Below are 23,036 nucleotides of genomic sequence, written 5' to 3' on the forward strand. Positions count from 1 at the left end.
AAACGTCTTATGATTCCGCAGAACTTTAAAGATATATTATCTAACTCAGAAAACGCTGGTTTGTATCAGACGCTGGCGATGATTTTCTTTATGTTGTTCTTCGTAGCATTAATTGTGTATGTATTCAGCAGACCGAAGAAATATTACAAAGAAGAAGAGCACGCACCACTTGGGGACGACGAAGACGATTTTAATAATAAAATATAAAACTATCTTATGAAACAGAGAACACCGGTTTTTGTAAACATCCTCATAATAGTAGGGCTGCTCACAGTTTTCTATTACCTGTTTGTACAAAGCTATTCGTTTTTTGCCTCACCGTATTTTTGGGGAACTGTTGCCATCGCTGCTATTTTGGCTTTCATACATAATGCTCTTGGAGATATTATTGAAAATAATAAGTTTAAAAAACTTTCAGAAGAAGAAAAGGCAGTTTATCTTCAGGAAAAGAAAATTCCTTTTCTGAAAAGAACATATGACAGCGCGTTCAAAAAGCAGACAGCTACAGAAGAGAAAGATATCCTTATCGATCATGGTTTCGACGGAATTATGGAGCTCGACAACCAGCTTCCTAAATGGTGGGTTGGTTTGTTCTACTTCGGTACTGTTTTCTGTATCGTGTATGTAAGTGCCTATGTTTTCACAGATTTCGCAAGTCCTATCAAAGAATATGAAGCAGAATACCGTGAGCAGAGTGCTGCAGTAGAAAAATATTTGGCCGAACAGCCGCCGGTTACTATAGAATCTGCTGCGTTCTCTGAAGACAATATCGCTGCCGGTAAAGAGGTATTCCAGACCAACTGCGTATCATGTCACTCAGAAGGTGGCCGTGGTGGTATTGGTCCCAACCTTACTGATGGATTCTGGCACAATCAGCCTGAAAAGACTTTATTTAAAAACGTTTTTCATGTTGTAGAAAATGGAGTTACGGGAACTGCAATGCAGGCTTGGGGTAAAAACGGAGTTTTATCCGGTACAGAAATTCAGAATGTAGCAGCTTATGTTTACTCAATCAACCAGCTTCAAAAACCAATCACGGTTGCTGAAGGCGGCGCGCCACCTTACGGTAAAGCAGTGACTTGGGAGAAACAGTAAATAAAAAACTTTTAAAACTTATGATTAAACATAATTTGTTATTACCGAAAAAATAACAAATTATGTTTTTTCTTTTTTAAACACAATACAGAAAATGTCAAATACAGAAGTTCCGGAAGCTCGTGGCGGACAGGGACAGGTTTTAGATCCAGAAACGTACCGCGACTCGATTGGTACAATGGAACAGTCTGGGAAACGCAGATGGATTTTTCCTAAAAAGCCGAGAGGAAAATACACCAATTACCGGAATCTCGTTAGTTACCTTCTTCTCATTATTTATTTCAGCTTACCTTTTCTAAAAATCAACGGAAATCCGGTTTTACTGCTAAATGTTATCGACCGCGAATTCTTCATTTTCGGACAGCCGTTTTATCCTCAGGATTTCTTTATTCTTACGCTTGGAGCCATTGCCTCATTAATTTTCATCATCGTTTTCACCATCGCGTTCGGAAGAATTTTCTGTGGCTGGATTTGCCCGCAAACGATTTTTATGGAATTTATTTTCCGCAAAATTGAATATCTCATTGAAGGCGACCGTAACCGACAGATGAAACTCGACCGCCAGGAATGGAATACGGAGAAAATCTGGAAACGCTCCCTGAAATGGTCGGTCTACGTTGTAATTTCTTTGGTCATTACCCACTTTATGTTTATGTACATTGTCGGTTACAGCGAAGTTATCCGCATTGTGTCTGAAGGACCGTTTGCGCATCCGACAAACTTCATTGTCATGATTCTGCTGGCAGCCGCCTTCTACTTTGTTTTTGCATGGTTCCGTGAGCAGGTTTGCACATTGGTCTGCCCATACGGAAGGTTGCAGGGTGTTTTGATTGATAAAGAAACCGTGAACGTTTTTTACGATTTTAAAAGAGGTGAAAACAGAAGCAAGTGGCGCAAAGGTGAAGACAGGAAAGCCGCAGGAAAAGGCGACTGTATCGACTGTTATCAGTGCGTTGTGGTTTGCCCTACCGGAATCGACATTCGCGACGGTCAGCAGCTTGAATGTATTAACTGTACAGCATGCATCGATGCATGCGACGAAGTGATGGAAAAAGTTGGTTTACCAAAAGGCTTGATCCGCTATGCATCAGAAAAAGAAATTGAAGAAGAAATCCCGCACAGATTTACCGCAAGAATGAAAGTTTTTGCCCTGATTCTGGTAGGATTAGTAGGATTTTTGGCGTACCTTCTCACCAGCCGGGGCGACATTGAAGCAAAGTTTATAAAACCCGCCGGAAGTACGTATTTCCTGAAAGACGGGACGATTACAAACACATACAATTACACATTTTTAAATAAAACCAACGAAAAGAAAACCGTAAGCATAAAGGTCATCGAGCCAGCGCACGGCAACATTAACTACAGCAACAGCAGTCACATCATTGTAGACCGAGACAAAATTGCTAAAGGCACGATCAGCATCAGTTTCCCGGAGAAAGAAATGAATCTTTCCAAGCAGAATATTACCATTGGTATTTTTGATAAAGACGGGAAAATGATTGATTCTTACAAAACCTATTTCGAAGGACCATTCAAATTACAATTTTAAAATTAATCAGAAATGAAGAATATAAGTTGGGGACACGGCGTTATTTTCGCCCTTGCAGCATTCATGATTTTTATTTTATCCATGCTTTTTCTTTTTCCGAGCGGTAAACAAAACTCTGAGCTCGTTACCGATAATTACTACGAAGAAGAACTGGAATATCAAACCGTGATCGATGCCAAGCAGGCCGCAGATACATTGAAAATAAAGCCGCAGTATTCTCAAAATCCTGCCGGAATTACCATTAAATTCCCGGAAAATGTAAATAACGGAAACTCAAAATTTCATTTTGTGCTCAACCGTACCGACGATAAAAATTTAGATATTAAAAAAGATATCGTTCTCGACGCGACCAATTCTTTCCTCATTCCCAAAGCTGTTTTGGTAAACGGAAATTATACTTTGCGCCTAAGCTGGACTAAAGATAAAACTGCGTACCGCCTCGATTATGATGTGATATGGAAGTAACACTGCTGTTTTCAGCGCTTGCTTTAGGCTTTGCTTCCGGCTTTCACTGCATTGGTATGTGCGGCCCTATTGCGCTATCAATGGGTTTAACCAAAAAACAGGCGACTAATTTTTACCTTCAAAACCTTACCTATCAGTTTGGCAGAATCATTACGTACGCACTTTTGGGTGCAGTTCTAGGAGTGATCGGTCAGGGTTTTCAGATGGCAGGATTTCAGAGATTTCTTACCATAGGCGTTGGCGTTTTGCTGATCATTATGGCGCTGTTTTCATTTGGCGGAAAAGATTTTGCCTCAAAAATTCCTTTTCTGTCCAAATTTCTTTTCTCCGTTAAAATGAATTTAGGAAAACTCCTTCAGAAAGCAGATTACCGCTCCCGTTTCTCGACCGGAATTCTCAACGGATTTCTTCCCTGCGGAATGGTCTACATGGCGCTCACCGCAAGTTTAGCTTCCGGAGGAATCTGGCAGGGCGCAACGTATATGGCGGTTTTCGGACTGGGAACTTTGCCTTTTATGTTTGCCGTCGTATTAGCCGGAAATCTCATGAACCAGGCTTTCCGGCAGAAAGTTTTAAAAGTAATTCCGGTGCTGATGATCCTGCTCGGCGGTTTATTTATTCTCCGTGGCCTCGAACTGGGAATTCCCTACGTATCACCACGTGCCGAAGCCATGCAGATTTCACCAGACAATCAGAGCGACTGTCATCTTCCCGGCGATCACAGCACGCATCCGCATAATGCAGACTGTCATTGATAATATCTTTATTGCGTATATTTGAAAAAAACAAAAATGATTAGCAAACCAGTTATTTTTATATCTCATATAACAGAAGAAAAAGACATTTCAATTGCACTAAAAAACTTCATTGAAAAGAAATTTCTAAAAACCGTGGATGTATTCGTATCGTCACATGAAGAAAGCATCAAACTAGGTGATGACTGGATGGGCAATATAAAAAAATCTATGAAGGATTGTAGCCTAACTATATTAATTTGCAGTCCAATTTCAATCACCAGACCATGGCTAAATTTCGAAGCTGGAGCTGGATGGGTAAAAGACATTCCAGTTATTCCCTTCTGTCATTCTGGAATAATCCCCAGCAAACTACCTGTGCCGATAAATTCTTTTCAAGGAGGTCTGCTTAATAGTAAGGCTGACTTGAGCAAATTATTTGGGAGAATTGCTGAAATTACCCATATAACCGCGCCTGACATCGACGACGAAGATTTTTTTAATAGTCTAAATACTATTGAAAATCAGATTAAAAACGGATTGATTGTAAAGGATACAAAGTTTATTAAAAATCTGCTTCTAAGACAAGTCTCTTTACTAAAATACTGCATATATGCTTCCACAACAGATTTAGGAAAGATTTCATCAATAGACACAGACAATTTAGATTTATCTAATTATAATTTTAAATTTAGTGACATTTATAATCTATTCAACACGTCACTATTAATGATTTTTACTGGAAAAAAAATATATCAATTATATAATCAAATTATACATGAAATTATAGAAAACATAAAATTTCTCCTATTATATCAAGAAATAAATATTGCTCCAAATATTAGAAATCTACTTAATCAGATGCTTTTTTCACTACCGCTCACAGATGATTGGTTTAACATGCTTTCTATGATTGATTTAAATCATAATAGTTCGATAAAAGAAACCTTGGTTAACTTGATAAAAGAGCATTCAAGTGTACCATCTTTAACACCTGGTAATATAATTATTCATGCAATTTTCTACTACAATAGTTTAATTTTTTATAAGAATTGGATTACAAACTACGAAAATGAAATAAATGCTATTTTAGTTGATTCCGAAAACTAATTCGTTCATATTTAAATAAACTCAAAATTTACCCTATCATTTTAACAATAAACGTTTTTAAAAAGGGAAAAGTGCTGTTAATCTCAAAAAGTTTGCAGGAGCATTCCTGCGGCTGTATTTAAGTCCAAACAATTTGTGGGAGCATTCCTGCGATTGCATTTAATCTCAAACAACTTGCAGGAGTATTCCTGCGGTTGCATTTAATCTCAAACAACTTGCGCAAACCTTCCGGAGATCTCCGGAGGTTTCAAACAACTTGCGGGAGACTTCCGGCAATTGCAGTTGGTTTCAAACAACTTGCGGGAATGTTCCTGCAATCTCCGGAGGTTTCAAACAACTTGCGGGAGACTTCCGGAGGTCTCCGGAGATTACGAATAACACTGCGCGGAACAAACGTAGAATTTTCTTTGCCTATTTTTTTAAAAAAAGAAAAAAACCACCCGAAAAGGTGGTTTCATTATTAAAAGCTAAAAGTCTTAGCTTATCATTTCAAATTTCGCATATTCAGCAATTTTCTTTGGAAGTTTAATGCCTTCCGAAGTCTGATTATTCTCCAGCAAAGCAGCCATAATTCTCGGCAAAGCCATCGCTGAACCGTTCAGCGTATGCACCAACTGAGATTTCCCGTCGGTTTTATAACGGCATTTCAATCGGTTTGCCTGAAACGTTTCAAAATTGGAAACCGAACTTACTTCCAACCATTTTTCCTGAGCAGCACTCCACACTTCAAAATCGTACGTCATCGCCGATGCAAAACCGGTATCGCCGCCACACAATCTTAAAACACGGTACGGCAACTCAAGATCTTCCAAAATTGATTTGATATGCTCCACCATTTCCTCCAAAACAGCATATGAATTTTCAGGTTTTTCGAGGCGTACAATTTCTACTTTTTCAAACTGATGAAGTCGGTTCAATCCGCGCACATGCGCACCATAACTTCCTGCTTCTCTTCTGTAACACTGAGAAAACGCAGTGTTTTTGATCGGCAAATCTTTTTCATCCAGCAAAACATCACGATAAAGATTCGTCACGGGAACTTCGGCGGTCGGAATTAGATATAAATCATCCGCGTTGATGTAATACATCTGCCCTTCCTTATCCGGCAACTGCCCCGTTCCGTAGCCCGAAGCTTCATTCACCACATGCGGAGGATTCACTTCGAGATATCCTGCATCTACATTTTTATCTAAAAAATACTGCACCAAAGCCCTCTGAAGTCTCGCACCTTTCCCGAAATAAACCGGAAAACCTGCACCGGCGATCTTCACACCCAATTCAAAATCGATCAGGTTATATTTTTTTGCCAGTTCCCAGTGCGGAATCGCGCCTTCGCCCAAACCTTCCACATCGTGAGACTGATAAATGGTTTCGTTATCATCAGCAGAAACACCTTTCTTCACCTTCTCGTTCGGAATATTCGGAATCTGATACAGAATATCCAGAAGAGATTTTTCTGCGGATTCAAGTTCAGTTTTCAGCTGTGCTGATGATTCTTTAAACTGCGAAGTCTGGGATTTTGCAGCTTCGGCTTCTTCTTTTTTACCGTCTTTCATCAGCATTCCGATTTCTTTCGAGATGCGGTTGATTTCTGAAAGCTGAGAATCGAGCTCTGTCTGGAGTTTTTTTCTTTTCTCGTCGGTCTCAATAGCCTGATCAACAAGCTCAGGATTTTTGAAATTTCTTTTTTCTAAACCTTCCAGAACGCGGTCTTTCTGATCGCGCAAAAATTGTACTTGTAGCATATGGGTTATCGTTTGGGTGCCGCAGTGCAGGTTGCAAATACGGTGTGCAAATTTAAAGATTATTTTATGATGGTCACGACATTTGGCTGGTCAGGCATTTTTGTAAATCTCAGCTGTTTGTTGTAGAAAACTTTTGAAACTTCAAACACTTCCGGTGTAAATCTGTACTGAATTTCCATCGTATCATTAACAGTAGAAGAAGTTGTCGGTGTCAGTTTTTTCTGCAGGGCCAGGGCAATAATTGATCTGTAGGTCTGCGAATCGCCATTTTCAGCAATCAAAACACGGCGTGCACCGGCAATATAATTAATGTAAAATACAGAATCATTTGCAACTTGTAGTGAATACGGAACCGGATTTACATCTTTTTCGCCCAAAGCATCATTTAAAGTGAATGAAACGTAAGAACCTGTATTTGTCGGATGCAGAAGATCTTTTCCTGCATTGTCGCGGATATAAATATTCATCGTCTGATCGATTCTCTGCACCGGATCTTCGTCGGTCTTGCAGGATTGAAGCATCAAAATCAATCCAAAAAAAGCAATATACAGCTGTTTCATAGCACAAATTTACTTATAATCGAAGACTTTTTCAGGTGTTTTCAAAATATTTGCGGTACCATATTTCAAAGGTGACAAGTTGCCAGATTTTGATGTAATCATGATCCTCACTGCAGTTTTCCCACCACTTTTCAATAATATTTTTATTTAAGAAATTTCTTTTAGCCAAACTCGTCAGGTGTTGAATTACAAAATCCTGCATTTCTTTTTTTGTTCTGATAAAATGCGCGAGCGGAAAAGAAAATCCTTTCTTGGGCATATTCATCACTTCTTCGGGCAGAAAATCTTTCGCCACTTTTCTGAGCAGCGGTTTATTCTGAATGCCGTTAAACACAATTTCTTCCGGTAAAGTCGCTACAAAATCAATCAGCGCATTGCTCAGATAGGGATAGCGAAACTCTACACCAAACTTCATCGCACTCAGATCATCCCGGAAAACATGATGTGACGACAGCGAATATTTCATGTCGTACAGAAACAAATCTCTGTAGCTTTTCTTTTCATTGACATGGTATGAATGCAGATCAGGATTAATTTTGCTGAAAATTTCCCTGCTGAAAATATCTTTTGCTTCCGAAGGTTTCATCGCCACCTGACTCTGCCGGAAAAAATCGAATACATCATCCTGCGACAGATAGTTTTTTACCTTATTAGAAAAATTATCTTTGGTAAAAATAAAATTCCGCAGAAAATTAAAGTTTTTAACATAAAGCCATTTTTTCAGTTTTAAAGAATGCCTGTAACCGGCAAAAAGTTCGTCGGCACCATTGCCGCTTAAAACGACTTTAAAACCTTCGTTCTGTGCAAATTCTGCAGCATTCATCAGCACTTCTAAGCTGCTGTAAGGCTCCTCAAAATGCTCTATATTTTCTTTTAGCTGACTTAAAATTTCCTGATCATCAACTGTATAAACATCGTGTGCAATCTCATATTTTGAAGCAACAAGTCTGGCGTTTTCAACTTCAATTTCAGAAAAAGGATAGGCAACGGTAAATGCAGAAATATCGTGTTGTAAAGGTTTAGCTTTTGCCGTAATCAATGTAGAGTCGATGCCGCCGCTCATCATACCCGTCACCGGAACATCGGCAAAAAGCTGCTGCGCAACGCTTTCATTTAATAAATCATTGACTTTTTTTGCTGCATCTTCTGAGCTCATTTCCTGAATTTGAGCCGGAATTTGCCAGTAAAATATTTTTTCACATCGAAAAGTATTCAGATCAACAGTCATCACAGAGCCGGGTTCCAGCGAGAAAATATTCTGGAAACAGGTCTGAGGAGCCAACGTCGTCTGAAAGAGAAAATTCGTATAGACGCCTTCCCAATTGACTTTTGGCGAAATATGCTCGTTTTTAAGCAGAGATTTAATTTCGGAAGCCCAAATGAGATGTTGACTATTTTTAAAGTAAAATAGCGGTTTCAGACCGACCCGGTCGCGCGATAGAATGATTTTATTTTCTTTTAAATCGATAATACAGATCGCAAACATACCGTCGAATCTGGCAAATACATCGCTTCCCCATTCTTCATAGGATTTTAAAACAACTTCAGTGTCAGAATTTCCGTTGAAATAATGTCCGAGATCTTCAAGCTCTTTTCTTAAAATTTTAAAATTATAAATCTCACCGTTGAATGTGAGAATAACTTTTTCGGAATCTGAAAGCATTGGCTGATGGCCATTTTCTGAAAGATCTATGATCGAAAGTCTGCGAAAACCCAAAGCGATCTCAGAATTTTCTTCATGTAAAATGGGAAACTGCTCTTTAATTTTTTCAGTGGAATCTTTTCCTGAAAATGACTTTCCAACAAAATCATCAGACAGCCAAAAACCTTCATCATCCGGACCGCGATGACGAATTGCCTGATTCATTTCCAGAATATTTCTGGAAGAAATTTTATTTTGGAAAGAATAATAACCGCAGATTCCGCACATGAAAAATTAATATGGAATGGTAAAAATAGAAAATGACTGTGGAAAAAAATCTTATTTCCTGGCAAAAATGCTCAGCAGCGATTTAAAATCGTCTTTTGACATCAGATAATCGCGCATTCTAAACTGTGTTGATCTGAAAAATTTACCAAATAGTAATGCTGCAGAGGCACAGTAAGAAATGGTCGTCACAAGGCACGCACCCAAAATTCCCCATCTAGGAATTGCATAAATTGAAAATCCTATGGTAATAAATAAACCAATGAGCGCTTTAACATTTAAAATTCTCAGTTCTTTAATTCCTGAAAAATAATAACCAATCATATCACTGACAGCTATGGCGAAAGTTCCCGGAGCGAGAAGGAGCATGATTTTTTTTGTCTGTGAAAATTCATTCCCGAAGATGACTGTGTAAATATTTGACGGAATTAAAATGATTCCTAATAAAAAAATCAGCATCAGCGAAAATGAAACTTTCAGGGCATTTTTTGTCTTTAGAACCGATTCTGCTTTTGAGATGCTGTTGACGACTTCAGAATATAAAACGACAGCAATACTTCGCGTGATCGTCCAAATGGCTTCTGAAAAAGTAATTCCGATCGAAAAGATTCCAACCGCAGAAAGTCCTTCATATTTTTCAAGAAAATAAAAAGAAAGCCGGTAATTAAGGAATTGAAGAAACGCACTCAACTGTGTTTTCCAGCCATAATCGAACATACTTCTAAAAACCATTTTTGAAAATTTAAATGCCCTAAAATTGCACTTTCCCGCAATCTGAAAAAAGCTGATCAGAAAAAGCAGAGCCAGACAAAGAATCTGTGCGAGGAAATACACAGATACGTCTTTCAGATTTATAAGAAAAATTAAAACTGCCAAAAAGACAACGTGCAGAAGCTGCTGCAGAACCGTATACACATTGAAAAAACGGATATTTTGAGTACCAACAAAAAGATTGATATTGGTAGAAAGCAGCGACGAAAATACCGAGATCAGAACGAAATAAGGCATGAAATGGTTATCAGAAATCGCGAAACCAAACAGAAACGGAACCGAAATTCCGGTGAGAATAGACCAAAAATAAGAATAAACCAAAACCTGCTCGGTCGGGAATTTCTTCGCAAAAAAGGATGTGCTGCTTCCGGAAAAAATACTGCTGAAAAAACTCACTAAAGCGACGTTTGCAATAACCATAGAGATTGCGCCCTTGCCCTCGCTTCCCCACATATTGGTCGAAAAAATGACCAATCCGAAGTTGAAAATCAGGATGAGAAAACGCGATACAAAAGTCTGAACAACTTTGAGCTGCTTCATGAATGCGGTTTGGGAAGTGATTGCCTGATAAAATTAGTGAAAGTCTGGCGAATCTTGTCCCAATTATATTTTTCCAGAAAATTTTTTCTTGCTGAAACTGCATGTTGAGAATACAATTCAGGATGTTGAAGATACTTTTCGATCTTTTCGACAATCTGCAAAGTGTCTTCAGGATTGACAAGAAAACCAAATTTTGAAACATCTGAATGTTTACGGATTCCTTTTAGAGCTGAATAAATAATCGGTTTTCCGGCACTCATGTAATAAAAAAGTTTGATCGGGAGCGAATGGTGATTTTCGAAATTAAAACTTCGAAGATCAAAACAAATATCTGCTTCAGCGAAAGAATCTGTAAACTTTTCAAATGAAGTTGGCTCCTTAATTTCAATATCTTTTATAAGCGTTTCTGCTAATAACTTATAAAAATAAGCTTCGTCTTGTTTATTTCTTGCCGCACCAATTATTAGAATTTTAACTTGAATATGAGGATTTCTTTCTTGAAAGAGATTGGCAGCTTTAAAAAAATTTCCAGTGCCTTTATCTTCAGAAATCGCTCCTGTGCAGCATAAAACAATTGATTTTGGATCGAAGGTCTTGATATTTTCCTGAACGAATTCCTGATCAGGATAATAAGGCAAAACAAGTTTTTTCTTAAAAGGAAAGAAATATGCAAGCGGAAAGAATTTCGTTTTTTCACCAAAGATAAAATGAGTCGCAAACCAACCAACTAGAATCTGAATTCCGAGAAACTTTATCGCATGAAATGGTTTTGTAATTCCTGAATAATCACGCAACATCGACATTGCGGGATACCATTCTGTAATATCATAAATGAGGCTGCAGTCGGTTTTTTTACAATATTTTCGAGCACCAAAAACGGCAACAGGTTCGGAAGCAATGACTGCATCAGGTCTAAACTCTTTGCAGACTTTTAAAAATATATCTGTTTTTTCTGAAACCGATTTATGAAGAATATCAAAACATTCAATATGAATGCCGTTAATAAAACTTTTACAATCTGATGTTAAGCTGCAAATTTTAATCTCAAAACCATGCGAAACCAGCTCTTTTGCCTGATGATGAAAAATACGGTCGTCATCGTAATGGTGCGCAGTTGTGAGAAATAAAACTTTAGGCATGATTTCAAACCTGCAATTATTTGATCACAGAAGCCCAGCTTTTTTCAAAAGCAAGCAGAAAATTGCCTATGAATTCTAAATAGGTGTTTTTAGAAAAATCAAAGACTTCAATGTCTTTGGCTATTTCTCCATTACGGATTTTATTTTTAAAATCAATAAGTTTCAAAGTTTTCACTTCACCGTTTTCTACAAAACTTGCTTTCATACGGTCAAAAAGTCCGAGTGAAAATTCTTCGTCGATTTCTCTCATTACTTTTCCCAAAGAATCAATGCTGCAGCCGGAAGCGACTTCATGTTCTTCATCTACACAGATTATAATAAACTGATTTTTTTCGATTTTAAAAGAGGAAGAAAGCGGTTTCCCATGTGCTGCCCAGCCGGCAAGAAAATCATATAATTTTTCGGTAATTACTTTCGCTTCTTTCGTCGTAAGCGGGCGTGAAGCGGGATATATAATAACGCGATAATCGTTGGCTTCAACAATGCTGGATTCTTCAATTTTCATTGGACGTAAATTTAGATACAAAATTACGGAATTTTCTGCAGCCTTCCGAAACCGTATTTGTCCGTTAAAGCTTTAAGAAAAATGAAGAAAAGCAGAATAACAAAACCGATGAAAAATCTGAGATTTGCGCCATCTGGGAAGAAGACATATTTAATATAAATATTTGCGAAAAACAGCAAAGCTAAAATTCTCGTTTCGAGATTTTTGCTCAAATAAAATGTTGCGGCCAACAAAATGGTTGCTGCGAGTGTGATTCTTTTAAAATTAATCAGTTTAAAAATGAGAAAATCCCAATATCTTTTAAAGGTAAAATCTGCGGACTCAGCCGAAATTACGGGGCGGCGATAGAAAAAACTGTCGTAAAATAAATCTTTCCAGCCGGGATAATGATAAAATTTAATAATGAAAAAATAAATTCCGACAAAAATTACTGTCTGAAAAATGTAGTACCAATTTATTTTTTTTGAATTCTTTATAAAATGCAGGACCGACATCACAAACAGATAAGAAAGCGCGAATAAGATATAATCCGGACGAATTAATATACAGCAAAGCAGGCAGATAAATTTTAGAATTTCTGATGATCTTTGTAAAATACAGATGAGAAACAACAGCGTAAAAACAAGGACGAAAATGTCCGGTGTAGGATTTTGTGCCATTGAACGAACAGGCGGGAGCCACATGATGACTAAAGCAATTAAAGCCTGAAGCCAATTTTTGCGTGGCAAAAGTAGTTTTAAAATGTATAAAACCAAAACTCCCGAGAAAAAATACGAGAGAAAATTGACAATAAACAGTGCATGTGGACCGGAAAACCCAAGTTTATAGAAAAGATATACGGCAGCGTTGTAGCCAACTTTTACATAATAATACGGTAACTGCTCGCCAAAAGCTTTGTAATTTTTAGTAAAAACCTGATTCGCGTAGTTGTAAGCAATAATATCCTGATATTCTGTTGGCGACGCCTCTTTTTTTATCGTAGAGTAAACAAGCTCATGAACTTTCTGCGGATTATCTGGATAGTCCCAGGAATAAAAACAGCCTAAATAACCCGGCATATCCCAATCGTAGACACGGTTTTGCCAGCATGAATAAGTAAGAAAAGAGAATAAACCAAAAAAAAAGATAAAGGATAAACCCCATTTTTTGCACATACAAACTGCGATTTATCCTTTTAACTATTATAAATCTTCTGCCTCAGCAAGAAGTTCTACGATGTCTTTTACTTCGACATCAGCATTTTTGTTGAAGTGCTTTACACCATCTGTGAGCATCGTATTGCAAAATGGGCAACCGGTTGCAATAATTTTTGGATTTAAAGATAATGCTTCTTCTGTACGTTCTATATTGATGTCTTTGTTTCCTTTCTCCGGTTCTTTAAACATCTGCGCACCACCGGCACCACAGCAAAGTCCGTTGGTACGGCATCTCTTCATTTCGATTAATTCGGCATCAAGTTTTTCCAGAAGCATTCTTGGTGCTTCATACTCACCGTTTGCACGACCGAGATAACATGGATCATGGAAAGTTATTTTCTTTCCTTTGAAAGATCCGCCTTCAATTTTCAGACGGCCTTCATCCATAAGCTGGCGGAGAAACTGCGTGTGATGAATCACTTCATAATTTCCACCAAGACTTGGATATTCGTTTTTAAGTGTATTAAAGCAATGTGGACAAGCCGTCACAATTTTCTTCACCTCGTAAGCATTCAAAACTTCGATGTTCGTCATTGCCATCATTTGGAAGACAAACTCATTTCCGGCACGTTTAGCAGGATCGCCCGTACAGCTTTCTTCCTGTCCGAGAACCGCGAATTCAACTCCGATTTTATTTAAAATCTTGCAAAAGGCCTTGGTTATTTTTTTGGCTCTGTCATCGAAACTGCCCGAACAGCCAACCCAGAAAAGAACTTCCGGGGATTTGCCTTCAGCAGCATAATCTGCCATCGTTTTTATAGTGAAATCCATTGTATTCAATTTGAAAATATGAAAATTTGAAAACGTTGATATCGGATTTTCAAATTAATTAAATTAAATGATTAGTCTTTTGCCCAGTTCAATCGGTCTGCCTGGTTGTATTGCCACGGAGCAGCATTGTTTTCGACATTGGTCATCATCAGGTTTAATTCCTGCGGCGCTGCAGACTGCTCCATCACCAAAAACTGTCGCATGTCGTAGATGATCGATAGCGGATCGAGCAATATCGGGCATGCCTGAGTACAGGCATTGCATGTTGTACAGGCCCAAAGTTCTTCTTTCGTGATATAATCATTCAAAAGTTTTTTGCCGTCGTCCTCAAACTTACCGTTTTTATCGATATTACGTCCCACTTCTTCTAGCCGATCGCGGGTTTTCATTAAAATAGTTCTTGGTGAAAGCTTCTTACCTGTGATATTGGCCGGACAGACAGAAGTACATCTTCCACATTCCGTACATGAATAGGCATTCAACAACTGCACCTGATTTAAATCAAAAATGTCTTCTGCTCCAAATTTCGAAGGCGCTTCAGCCTGTGCATTTTCTGCAGGAGCAGCATACGGATCAGCATTTGGATCCATCATTAATTTAATTTCTGCCGTAACCGATGAGAGGTTATTAAACTTTCCGTAACGCTCAAGATTCGCGTACCAAGTGCTTGGAAACGCCAAAATAATATGTAAATGTTTTGAATAGTAAAGGTAATTCATAAAGAATAAAATCCCCACGAAATGCAGCCACCATGCAGCGCGTTCGATCATAATCAAAGATTGCTCACCAAAACCTTCAAAAAAAGGCGTCAATGCAATACTGCTGATTGGAAAGCTTCCGTGTTGTGCCAAAACTCCTTTTGCCTGCAAAGCAGAATCGGAAGCATTCATCGTGAAGAAGAAAATCATCAGGACAAATTCAATGATCAAAATCCAGTTGGCATCTTGTTTTGGCCAGCCAAAGAGCTCTTTCATTGTGAGTCTTTTTACGCCGTAAAAATTTCTTCTGATAAAGAAAATCACAACTCCAATAATAACCAATAAAGCTAAAATCTCAAGAGTTGCCGTAAAAGCGCCATAAACTGAATTACCAACAATACCGGCAAGAAAACGGTGCGTACCAAAAATACCGTCGATGATGATTTCAATCAGTTCGATATTAATGATGATAAAGCCTACATACACAAAAAGGTGAAGAATCCCTGCTACAGGTCTCTTCACCATTCTACTTTGTCCCATTGCGACTCTTGCCATGGTTTCCCATCTTTCGGCTTTCCGGTCGCTGCGGTCTATCTCTCTTCCTAAGCGGATGTTTCTGTAAATCTTTGACAGACTTTTTGCAAAAAGGCCGACACCGGCCAAAAGCAATATCAGAAAAATCGCGTTATCTATATACTGCATAAAAGTTTAGTCTTTGTTATTTTTCCCGAAAACAGAAAAATTGATGTATCGTTTCGGATTTGCTTTCATGTCTTCTACAAGAGAATTTAAATTGGATGTTGCAGAATTTAAATTGTTGTAAAGCTGCTCATCTTTCAGAAGTTTGCCCATACTTCCCTGACCGTTATCGATGCCTGTCACGACCTGATTCAATTTGCTGACGGTAGCATCAAGATTGGCAACCGTAGCATTCAGCTTTTGAGTATCGATGCTTTCAGCTAAATTTCCGTACTTATCCAATGTAGTTTTTCCACTTTTCATGGTAACACTTGCATCGTCAAGAACTCTTTGTAATTTGGGATCATTGTTTCCAACCAAACGGTTTACACTTCCCGCCGTTGTTTGTAAAGCCCCGACCGTTGCATTTAAATTGCGAAGTAAAGCTTCAATTTCCTGACGATTCTGTGCATTAACCAACATGTTAGCATTCGTCATTAAAGAGTCTACTCTGTGTAAGACAACCTGAACCTGATCTTTCACAGGACCAACCTGTGAAGAAAGACTGCTTAAAGTCCCTAATTTATATCCGCTTCTTAATGTATCGCCATCCTGCGCAATCGCACCGCCATAAGCAAGGTTGATACGCATTTCTTTACCTGACATTAAACCAGGCTCGAAAATCTCCAGAAGCGAGTTTTTAGAAAATTCAAAGCCGTCATCTGCAGTAATTTTCACAACAAATGACAGTTTGCCGTCTTTCGCAGTAATCGGAATAATCTTATCCACCTGCCCGACTTTCAGACCGTTTATAGAAACGGGTGCGGACTGTGTAAGACCTTCTACATTATCGTACTTAGCGTAAAATATATTATCTGTAGTGAAAAGACTGCGACCTTTCATAAACTGAAAGAGTATGACAAAGCCCACAATGGCAAGAAGCGCGATGAGACCGGCTTTTAATTCTTTACTGATTTTCACGTGTTATTATTTCTTAGTAGGGCAAATATAGGACAATTAAACCAATGATTATCTATACCGCTTTGGGTTAAACGTAAAAAAAAGTGGCAAAAACTTTGCCACTTTTCATTTATATTTTAATTATGCTACTGCTGCTGATTTCCCAGTTTGCTGTAGATTTCTATTCTGTAATCTTTGATATCTGCATTATCCTGTAAACTCTTCAGCCAAGCCTGTCCAAACATTCCTCCGTTACGCTGCGTCACCGATTCTGTAAACTGCTTCACATCTCCGGGCTGTTTGTTTGTCGTTTCGTTTTTCTTTACCAAAACGTAAATGCCTGTTCCACCTTCAATAACTTTAGATATTTTACCTTTTGCGACACCGAACGCTGCACCGGCTACTTTCGGCTCCATTGCACCCAATACAGACGGGCTCAAAAGATTTACCTGCGCACTTTGCTTAGCTGTTCCGAAAGTTTTTGCAATCTGATCTAAGCTTGATGGAGTGCCGATTTTCTCAGCGATTTTCTTAGCTGCGAGCTGGTTCATTACAACCGTTTCGATCTGATCTCTCACAGATTCTGCATCAGCAAGACCTTTTTCCTGTTTCCCGTTCAGGTAAGCGACGATTTTGTCACCTGTTCCTTCTACGGTAAATAACTGTACATCACCTTTCTCACGCTTTTTATCGAAAGCCCAAGCGATCACTTCGCTGTCTTTATCTGTTCCTAAACCTTGCAGCTGACCGTCGAAACGCTTCGCTGTTTTGGCATTAGAATACTGATAGTTCGATTTTTTAGAAAGATTCACAAAATCATTGAAAGATTTCCCTTCGACCTGCTGAGCAAATCTTGTTGCATTTTTATCAACTAAATTTTCTGTAGTTTCTGAAGGCTTGATTGCTTTCACCAAATGAGCCATTTTGTAACCTAACTTTTTATCATCAACTTTGATAATATGATATCCGAATGAAGTTTCCGTTAGACCGATTTTCCCAATATCATTTTTTCTTAAGAAATCTAAATATTCAGGAGCGAATTGACTTTGAGAAGTTGTCCAACCCACACTCCCTTTTCGCTCAAGAGCATTTGGTTCGTCAGATAATTTTAAACCTTCGTTAAATTTCGCAGGATCTGCTTTAATCACAGTTATCAAACTGTCTGCAGTTTTCTTCGCCTGATCTTTACTCCTATTTGCCGTTGATCTTTCTGCACCTTTGTACGCGATCAATATGTGACTTGAGGTTACAGAATCCGAAGCTTTTTTCTTATCTAAAAGTTTAGAAACCACATATAAATTCTGCTCTTTATAAGGACCGAAAACCTGTCCGATAGAAGCCGTCGGCAACTGCGCTTTGATTGCCTGTGGCATCTGTGCGATCGGTGCGTAGGTATTGTTGAAACCGACTTCAGAATTTGCTGTAACAAACAAAGAGTCACTTTTCGTATTCAGGAAGTTTTCCCCGCCAGGATTATCTGTTCCGGAAAGAAGACTGGTAATTTCTTTCTGCGTAGCCGCCTCATCTGCAGGGCTGGCTTTTGCAGGAAAATAGACCAAACCGATATTTCTACTCGGCTCAGTTTTGAACATCACCGGATGTTTTTTAATATATTCATTAAGATCTTCAGTGGTAACTTTGATCTTGTTTTTCTGAAGGTAAGTCGCGTAATCTACTTTTACAAAATCGATGTCAGCCAGCTGATCGCGCTGTCTCATCAGTTCTTCAGCTTCTTTTTTTCCGGTCGTGATGCCGGTAGAAACGTTAGCAAAAACCTGTCTCGCCATGATTCTGTACTCGATACTTTTTCTTGTTTTAAGCCAGAAATTATACTGCTCAGGGTTAGCTGTTTTCAGTGCCTCAATATTTTTTTTAAGCTCAAGCGTTTTAAAGTTTCCTTTCTCATCGCGCATATCCTGGCTCTGTGCAAACATTTGATCGTACTGAATCTGGTTCCAGAAGAGATCTTCTGTCATCTCAAATCCCATTTTCTCAAACTGCTGCTTTACAAGTTTAGACTGCACCAAAAGTTGCCATGCCTGCTCTTCAAGACCGTTTTTTGGCTGACCTTGCTGCTCTGCCTGCTGCTGCAATACGAAAAGCTGATCGTTGAATTCTTCACGTGTGATTTTGTCACCGTTCACTTTTCCTAAAACATCAGGATTTGCGCCGAAAACTTTATCAATACTTTCAGGATTTACCAAAAACGCAAGAAGCGCCAGTGCAATTACACCCATCAAAAGCCAAGGTCTGTTCCTAATCTGTCCTAAAATTGCCATTTTATAAATTGAGTTTTTTATATCAGTGTGCGAAAATACACATTTTTAAGAAATTAGCGAAATATGAATCTCTTTTTTAATTTTTAAAATAAATTTCTGCCCAAAAATGGAAAATCTGACCGTAATTTTCACCGAAATCCAAATGGCACGTCTCTTGTGAAAACTTACCTCGCCTGCTGTGATTCCCGCTGCAGCAGCGCAAACAGAGAATCATAAAAACATAACCGTAATAAATAAGGACATTTTGTCATCTGAAATAGTATGAATGAATTTGATGATGTGAATTTTGAAGACCTTCTGCAGGAAGGATTTGAAATGGTAACTGAAGAGATAAACGTATCTGACCTCAAAGAAACAGAGAAAAATAAGGAGCAAATCTCGTTTCCTATCCTTCCGGTGAGACATATGGTAATGTTTCCACATGTGGTGATTCCGATTACTGCAGGCCGAAAAAATTCTATTCAGCTGTTGGAAGATGCGCAGAAAAGCGGCGATCTTTTCGGGGTTGTAAGCCAGAAAAACCCGGAAATGGAACAACCCAACGAGAAAGATCTTTACCGTGTGGGGACGCTCATTAAGATTTTAAAACTGATCAAACTTCCGGAAGGTCACATCACCATTATCGCAAAAGGTTTTGACCGTTTTAAAATTAAAAATTTCACAGAAAAACAGCCCTATTTTAAAGCTGAAATCACGCGACTAAAAGATGTGCAGCCAAAAAATGAGGAAGAGTATGAAGCTATTCTTGAAAATATAAAAGAACTGGCAGTGAAAGTGATCGAACTTGATCCAAATATTCCGAAAGCTGCAAATATCGCTTTAAAAACGATAAAGAAAAACGAAGACGTTCTCAACTACATCTGTACAAATGCAAGCTTTAATCCTGAAAAAAAGCAAAAACTTTTAGAGGAAAAAAACCTGCTCGAGCGCGCCAGAAAGTGCTATGAAATGATGCACGAAGATTTCAGGAAGCTTGAGCTGCGCAATCAGATTCACCAGAGAACGTCAAAAGATCTTGATAAACAGCAGCGCGAATATTTCCTGAATCAGCAGATCCGGACAATACAGGATGAGCTTGGCGGCGGGCCGGAAGGCGATGTGGAAGAATTGATTTTAAAATCTAAATCTAAAAACTGGAAGCCGGAAGTTGAGGAGCATTTTCAGAAAGAAATTGCGCGTCTGCAACGACAGAATCAGAATTCGCCGGATTATAATGTACAGAGAAACTACCTGGACTTTTTCACTGATTTGCCTTGGGAAACGTTTACCAAAGACATTTTTGATATAGAAAAAGCGCAGAAAGTTTTAGATAAAGCACATTTTGGTTTAGAAGATATCAAAAAGAGAATTTTGGAGCACATGGCGGTTCTGAAACTTAAAAATAATATGAAATCGCCTATTCTTCTGCTCGTAGGTCCTCCCGGAGTTGGTAAAACTTCTTTAGGAAAATCAGTTGCCGACGCATTGGGTAGAAAATATGTGCGCGTTTCTCTTGGCGGACTGCACGATGAGAGCGAAATCCGCGGTCACAGAAAAACCTACATTGGTGCGATGGCCGGAAGAATTTTACAGTCTGTAAAAAAGGCAGGAACTTCAAATCCTGTAATTGTTTTAGATGAAATTGATAAAGTGGGGAAAAGCTCGCACGGCGGAGATCCGAGCTCGGCTTTGCTGGAAGTGCTCGATCCTGAACAGAACAATGCTTTTTATGATAACTTCCTGGAAATGGGTTATGATCTTTCTAAAGTGATGTTTCTGGCAACGGCAAACTCGATGTCGTCGATTCAGACGCCGCTTCTCGACCGTATGGAAATCATTCAGATTGCCGGCTATACTTTGGAGGAGAAAATTGAGATCGCCAAACGGCATTTAATAAAGAAACAGCAGGAAGAAAACGGTCTTACGACAAAATCTTTCAAATTGGGCGATGCAGAACTGAAGCACATTATCGAAGCACATACTTCGGAAAGCGGTGTACGTTCGCTGGAAAAAAGAATTGCCGGTATTGCGCGCTGGGTAGCACTGCAGACTGCGATGATGAAAGAATATGATCCTAAAATCACGGTAGCAAAAGTGGACGAAATTCTTGGCGTACCGAGACCGAAAAGTCTTTCTGAACTTACAGATGTTCCGGGCGTGGTGACTGGCTTGGCATGGACAAGTGTTGGCGGTGATATTCTGTTCATCGAAAGTATCGTGAGCAACGGAAAAGGAAATCTGACGATGACCGGAAATCTCGGTACAGTAATGAAAGAATCAGCGACGATCGCTTTAGAATATATTAAAGCAAAACATGAGGAATTGGGCATCTTTGCCGAAGATCTCGAGAAGAAAAATATGCACGTTCACGTTCCGGAAGGCGCTACACCAAAAGACGGCCCTTCCGCCGGAATAGCAATGCTCACCTCGATGGTTTCTACACTAAAAAATAAAAAAGTACGTCCTCATTTGGCCATGACCGGCGAGATTACCCTTCGCGGAAAAGTGCTTCCAGTAGGCGGAATCAAAGAGAAACTTCTCGCTGCCACACGCGCCGGAATTACAGAAGTGATTCTCTGCGAGGCCAACCGGAAAGATGTAGAAGAGATTAAACAGGATTACCTGAAAAATCTTAAAGTAAACTACGTAAACTGGATGACCGATGTGCTCGATCTGGCTCTGGAAAAATAAATTGATACCAAGCGCAAAACCTCATCATAAACGGTGAGGTTTTTGTTAGCGATACGGCAAACACATGAGATGAATCTTTTAAAAATACCATTTCTTCAGAAACTGGCGCTCGCTATCGTTTGCATTATCGGTCTCGGCTATCTTCTGCACCTTGGGCAAACGATTATTGCACCGTTTTTTCTGGCTTTCTTAATGGCGATGTTATTTCTTCCAATCGCCAATTTCCTGGAATACCGACTTAAGTTCCCAAGATCAGTTTCTACGCTGACCTCGGTTTCTATCCTTTTAATTGTACTTATGTCGCTTCTGTACTTTTTCGGTTCGCAGCTTTCAAGTTTCAGCAAAGATATTCCTCAGCTTACGAAGCAGTTTAATATGGTTTTTCACAACCTTCAAAAATGGGTATCCACCACTTTTCATATCAATATTAATGAGCAGCTCAATTACCTCGATCAGGGTTTGCACCGTCTGCTTTCCTCATCAGGAATTATTTTAGGTTTCACTTTTGGGATCTTCTCTTCTAGTCTTGGCTTTACGGTGTTTTTCCTGTTGTTTTTTATTTTCATCTTAAATTACCGCCGTGTACTTCACAGTTTCATCGTTAATGTTTTTAATGAAAAGCATAAAGCCAGCGTACAGGAAGTCGTGTCTGAAGTAAGATTAATGACCAAACAATACATCATTGGTCTATGCATTCAGATTGTAATAGTTTCGACACTGACGACTATATTACTGACTATTTTAGATGTAAAATATGCGGTTCTACTAGGTGTTCTCACCGGACTTTTAAACGTAATTCCCTATATCGGAATTGCCATTTCTCTATTAATTTCATGCTTCATTTCGTTTGCCACGGGAGAAGCTTCTACCTGCATTTATGTTGCGATTGGTTATTTCGTGATTCACCTCATCGACGGTAATATCATTTTGCCGTTTGTCGTCGGTTCGAAAGTAAAAATCAACGCGCTTTTTTCTTTCCTCGGGATTTTGGTAGGCGAACAGCTTTGGGGAATTTCCGGGATGTTTTTATGCATTCCTGCCATTGCGATTTTAAAAATCATCTTTGAGCGTGTGGAAGATCTCAAGCCTTGGGGCAAACTTTTTGGCGAAGACGAAAAACCTTTACGCCCAAAAAAGACCTACAAAATCTCCAAAAGAATTACAATTAAAGAGAAAGATTAGATTAGATTTTATTTAAATAGATTTAAATCAAATTTACTGTTCTCAAAAGCGTTTTTAAGTAAATTTCATTTGCTTAAAATTAGACCTAAACCGTCTTTCCTTCTATCAAAATCATTTTGAACGGAAATTGTTAAGTTTAAATCCGCAAAATTGATGTCTTCACACCAAAATTACAAGTCTGGAATACATCAAATCACGTCCTCCAAAGCACTGATGACATTATTTACCTCTCCACTACGGTTCCGAACCGCAAATTATACGTCTAGAACCCCGCCGTTGACGTTCAGAACCCTGTTGTTTCGGTTCACAACCACAAAATATACGTCTGAAACCTCATCGCTGACGTCTGGAACCCCAAATTTTCGGTTCCGAACGCCATCATTCAGGTTAAAAACCGAATCACTTCAATAAATAACCGCAATGATATTTCCGAAGATATATTTTCTTCCATTAAACTTGAAA

19 protein-coding genes are annotated in these 23,036 nt (G+C 38.8%); 8 read left to right on the plus strand and 11 right to left on the minus strand.

The window, feature by feature from the left end; translation table 11 throughout:
* The first annotated feature begins 9 nt into the window (after positions 1-9).
* The 6 genes from ASG01_RS04085 (at position 10) to ASG01_RS04110 (ending at position 4,953) form a co-directional block, all read left to right on the plus strand.
* Positions 10-207: a cbb3-type cytochrome c oxidase subunit 3 gene (locus ASG01_RS04085; RefSeq protein ID WP_055860257.1), complete on the plus strand. Its 198-nt coding sequence runs from the start codon at positions 10-12 to the stop codon at positions 205-207.
* A gap of 9 nt (positions 208-216) precedes the next feature.
* Positions 217-1,095, plus strand: a complete 879-nt coding sequence (locus tag ASG01_RS04090) for a cbb3-type cytochrome c oxidase N-terminal domain-containing protein (protein WP_055860260.1) — start codon at positions 217-219, stop codon at positions 1,093-1,095.
* Positions 1,096-1,189: 94 nt separating this feature from the next.
* Positions 1,190-2,644 carry a cytochrome c oxidase accessory protein CcoG gene (gene ccoG, locus ASG01_RS04095; RefSeq protein WP_055860263.1) on the plus strand — a complete coding sequence of 485 codons (1,455 nt, stop codon included), beginning with the start codon at positions 1,190-1,192 and terminating at the stop codon, positions 2,642-2,644.
* Positions 2,645-2,656: 12 nt separating this feature from the next.
* Positions 2,657-3,109 (plus strand): FixH family protein, encoded by a 453-nt coding sequence (locus tag ASG01_RS04100; RefSeq protein ID WP_055860266.1) that lies wholly within the window; start codon positions 2,657-2,659, stop codon positions 3,107-3,109.
* Positions 3,100-3,864 (plus strand): sulfite exporter TauE/SafE family protein, encoded by a 765-nt coding sequence (locus ASG01_RS04105; RefSeq protein ID WP_055860269.1) that lies wholly within the window; start codon positions 3,100-3,102, stop codon positions 3,862-3,864. Before ASG01_RS04100 ends, ASG01_RS04105 begins: the two co-directional genes overlap by 10 nt.
* A gap of 36 nt (positions 3,865-3,900) precedes the next feature.
* On the plus strand, positions 3,901-4,953 hold the full coding sequence (locus tag ASG01_RS04110) for a toll/interleukin-1 receptor domain-containing protein (RefSeq protein ID WP_055860272.1): 1,053 nt from the start codon (positions 3,901-3,903) through the stop codon (positions 4,951-4,953).
* Positions 4,954-5,429: 476 nt separating this feature from the next.
* Here the strand turns inward: ASG01_RS04110 and serS are convergent, their stop codons facing one another.
* The 11 genes from serS to ASG01_RS04170 form a co-directional block, all read right to left on the minus strand.
* Positions 5,430-6,698 carry a serine--tRNA ligase gene (gene serS, locus ASG01_RS04120; RefSeq protein ID WP_055860279.1) on the minus strand — a complete coding sequence of 423 codons (1,269 nt, stop codon included), beginning with the start codon at positions 6,696-6,698 and terminating at the stop codon, positions 5,430-5,432.
* Between the two features lie 59 nt (positions 6,699-6,757).
* The gene (locus ASG01_RS04125) at positions 6,758-7,258 is read right to left on the minus strand and encodes a hypothetical protein (protein WP_055860282.1); all 501 of its coding nucleotides are present in this window, start codon (positions 7,256-7,258) and stop codon (positions 6,758-6,760) included.
* Positions 7,259-7,289: 31 nt separating this feature from the next.
* Entirely contained in the window at positions 7,290-9,188 is a 1,899-nt protein-coding gene (gene asnB, locus ASG01_RS04130) for an asparagine synthase (glutamine-hydrolyzing) (RefSeq protein ID WP_055860285.1), read from the minus strand.
* A gap of 51 nt (positions 9,189-9,239) precedes the next feature.
* Positions 9,240-10,496 carry a polysaccharide biosynthesis C-terminal domain-containing protein gene (locus ASG01_RS04135; protein WP_055860288.1) on the minus strand — a complete coding sequence of 419 codons (1,257 nt, stop codon included), beginning with the start codon at positions 10,494-10,496 and terminating at the stop codon, positions 9,240-9,242.
* Positions 10,493-11,635: a glycosyltransferase gene (locus ASG01_RS04140; protein WP_055860291.1), complete on the minus strand. Its 1,143-nt coding sequence runs from the start codon at positions 11,633-11,635 to the stop codon at positions 10,493-10,495. Before ASG01_RS04140 ends, ASG01_RS04135 begins: the two co-directional genes overlap by 4 nt.
* A 16-nt stretch (positions 11,636-11,651) precedes the next feature.
* On the minus strand, positions 11,652-12,140 hold the full coding sequence (locus tag ASG01_RS04145) for a hypothetical protein (RefSeq protein WP_055860294.1): 489 nt from the start codon (positions 12,138-12,140) through the stop codon (positions 11,652-11,654).
* 23 nt (positions 12,141-12,163) lie between these two features.
* A complete protein-coding gene (locus tag ASG01_RS04150; RefSeq protein WP_055860297.1) occupies positions 12,164-13,294 on the minus strand; it encodes a hypothetical protein in 1,131 nt (376 codons plus the stop codon).
* A 27-nt stretch (positions 13,295-13,321) separates the two neighbouring features.
* Entirely contained in the window at positions 13,322-14,107 is a 786-nt protein-coding gene (locus tag ASG01_RS04155) for a (Fe-S)-binding protein (protein ID WP_055860300.1), read from the minus strand.
* A gap of 71 nt (positions 14,108-14,178) precedes the next feature.
* The gene (locus ASG01_RS04160; RefSeq protein ID WP_055860303.1) at positions 14,179-15,507 is read right to left on the minus strand and encodes a (Fe-S)-binding protein; all 1,329 of its coding nucleotides are present in this window, start codon (positions 15,505-15,507) and stop codon (positions 14,179-14,181) included.
* 6 nt (positions 15,508-15,513) lie between these two features.
* Positions 15,514-16,464 (minus strand): MlaD family protein, encoded by a 951-nt coding sequence (locus tag ASG01_RS04165; RefSeq protein WP_055860306.1) that lies wholly within the window; start codon positions 16,462-16,464, stop codon positions 15,514-15,516.
* A 125-nt stretch (positions 16,465-16,589) separates the two neighbouring features.
* Entirely contained in the window at positions 16,590-18,722 is a 2,133-nt protein-coding gene (locus tag ASG01_RS04170) for a peptidylprolyl isomerase (RefSeq protein ID WP_055860309.1), read from the minus strand.
* A gap of 261 nt (positions 18,723-18,983) precedes the next feature.
* On the opposite strand from ASG01_RS04170, the gene lon reads away from it, so the two are divergent.
* Together lon and ASG01_RS04180 are read left to right on the plus strand one after the other, a co-directional pair.
* On the plus strand, positions 18,984-21,392 hold the full coding sequence (gene lon, locus ASG01_RS04175; RefSeq protein WP_055860312.1) for an endopeptidase La: 2,409 nt from the start codon (positions 18,984-18,986) through the stop codon (positions 21,390-21,392).
* Positions 21,393-21,461: 69 nt separating this feature from the next.
* A complete protein-coding gene (locus ASG01_RS04180; protein WP_055860315.1) occupies positions 21,462-22,574 on the plus strand; it encodes an AI-2E family transporter in 1,113 nt (370 codons plus the stop codon).
* Positions 22,575-23,036: the final 462 nt, after the last annotated feature.

Source organism: Chryseobacterium sp. Leaf180 (assembly GCF_001424585.1).
In the GTDB taxonomy this organism is placed as follows: Bacteria; Bacteroidota; Bacteroidia; order Flavobacteriales; family Weeksellaceae; genus Chryseobacterium.

Excerpts from the sequence above, each read along its gene's own strand:
- ccoG (WP_055860263.1), top strand. The coding sequence starts at position 1,190 with ATGTCAAATACAGAAGTTCCGGAAGCTCGTGGCGGACAGGGACAGGTT.
- ASG01_RS04155 (WP_055860300.1), bottom strand. The coding sequence starts at position 14,107 with ATGGATTTCACTATAAAAACGATGGCAGATTATGCTGCTGAAGGCAAA.
- lon (WP_055860312.1), top strand. The coding sequence starts at position 18,984 with ATGAATGAATTTGATGATGTGAATTTTGAAGACCTTCTGCAGGAAGGA.
- ASG01_RS04160 (WP_055860303.1), bottom strand. The coding sequence starts at position 15,507 with ATGCAGTATATAGATAACGCGATTTTTCTGATATTGCTTTTGGCCGGT.
- serS (WP_055860279.1), bottom strand. The coding sequence starts at position 6,698 with ATGCTACAAGTACAATTTTTGCGCGATCAGAAAGACCGCGTTCTGGAA.
- ASG01_RS04110 (WP_055860272.1), top strand. The coding sequence starts at position 3,901 with ATGATTAGCAAACCAGTTATTTTTATATCTCATATAACAGAAGAAAAA.
- asnB (WP_055860285.1), bottom strand. The coding sequence starts at position 9,188 with ATGTGCGGAATCTGCGGTTATTATTCTTTCCAAAATAAAATTTCTTCC.
- ASG01_RS04140 (WP_055860291.1), bottom strand. The coding sequence starts at position 11,635 with ATGCCTAAAGTTTTATTTCTCACAACTGCGCACCATTACGATGACGAC.
- ASG01_RS04125 (WP_055860282.1), bottom strand. The coding sequence starts at position 7,258 with ATGAAACAGCTGTATATTGCTTTTTTTGGATTGATTTTGATGCTTCAA.
- ASG01_RS04150 (WP_055860297.1), bottom strand. The coding sequence starts at position 13,294 with ATGTGCAAAAAATGGGGTTTATCCTTTATCTTTTTTTTTGGTTTATTC.
- ASG01_RS04170 (WP_055860309.1), bottom strand. The coding sequence starts at position 18,722 with ATGGCAATTTTAGGACAGATTAGGAACAGACCTTGGCTTTTGATGGGT.
- ASG01_RS04105 (WP_055860269.1), top strand. The coding sequence starts at position 3,100 with ATGGAAGTAACACTGCTGTTTTCAGCGCTTGCTTTAGGCTTTGCTTCC.
- ASG01_RS04180 (WP_055860315.1), top strand. The coding sequence starts at position 21,462 with ATGAATCTTTTAAAAATACCATTTCTTCAGAAACTGGCGCTCGCTATC.
- ASG01_RS04135 (WP_055860288.1), bottom strand. The coding sequence starts at position 10,496 with ATGAAGCAGCTCAAAGTTGTTCAGACTTTTGTATCGCGTTTTCTCATC.
- ASG01_RS04100 (WP_055860266.1), top strand. The coding sequence starts at position 2,657 with ATGAAGAATATAAGTTGGGGACACGGCGTTATTTTCGCCCTTGCAGCA.
- ASG01_RS04085 (WP_055860257.1), top strand. The coding sequence starts at position 10 with ATGATTCCGCAGAACTTTAAAGATATATTATCTAACTCAGAAAACGCT.
- ASG01_RS04145 (WP_055860294.1), bottom strand. The coding sequence starts at position 12,140 with ATGAAAATTGAAGAATCCAGCATTGTTGAAGCCAACGATTATCGCGTT.
- ASG01_RS04090 (WP_055860260.1), top strand. The coding sequence starts at position 217 with ATGAAACAGAGAACACCGGTTTTTGTAAACATCCTCATAATAGTAGGG.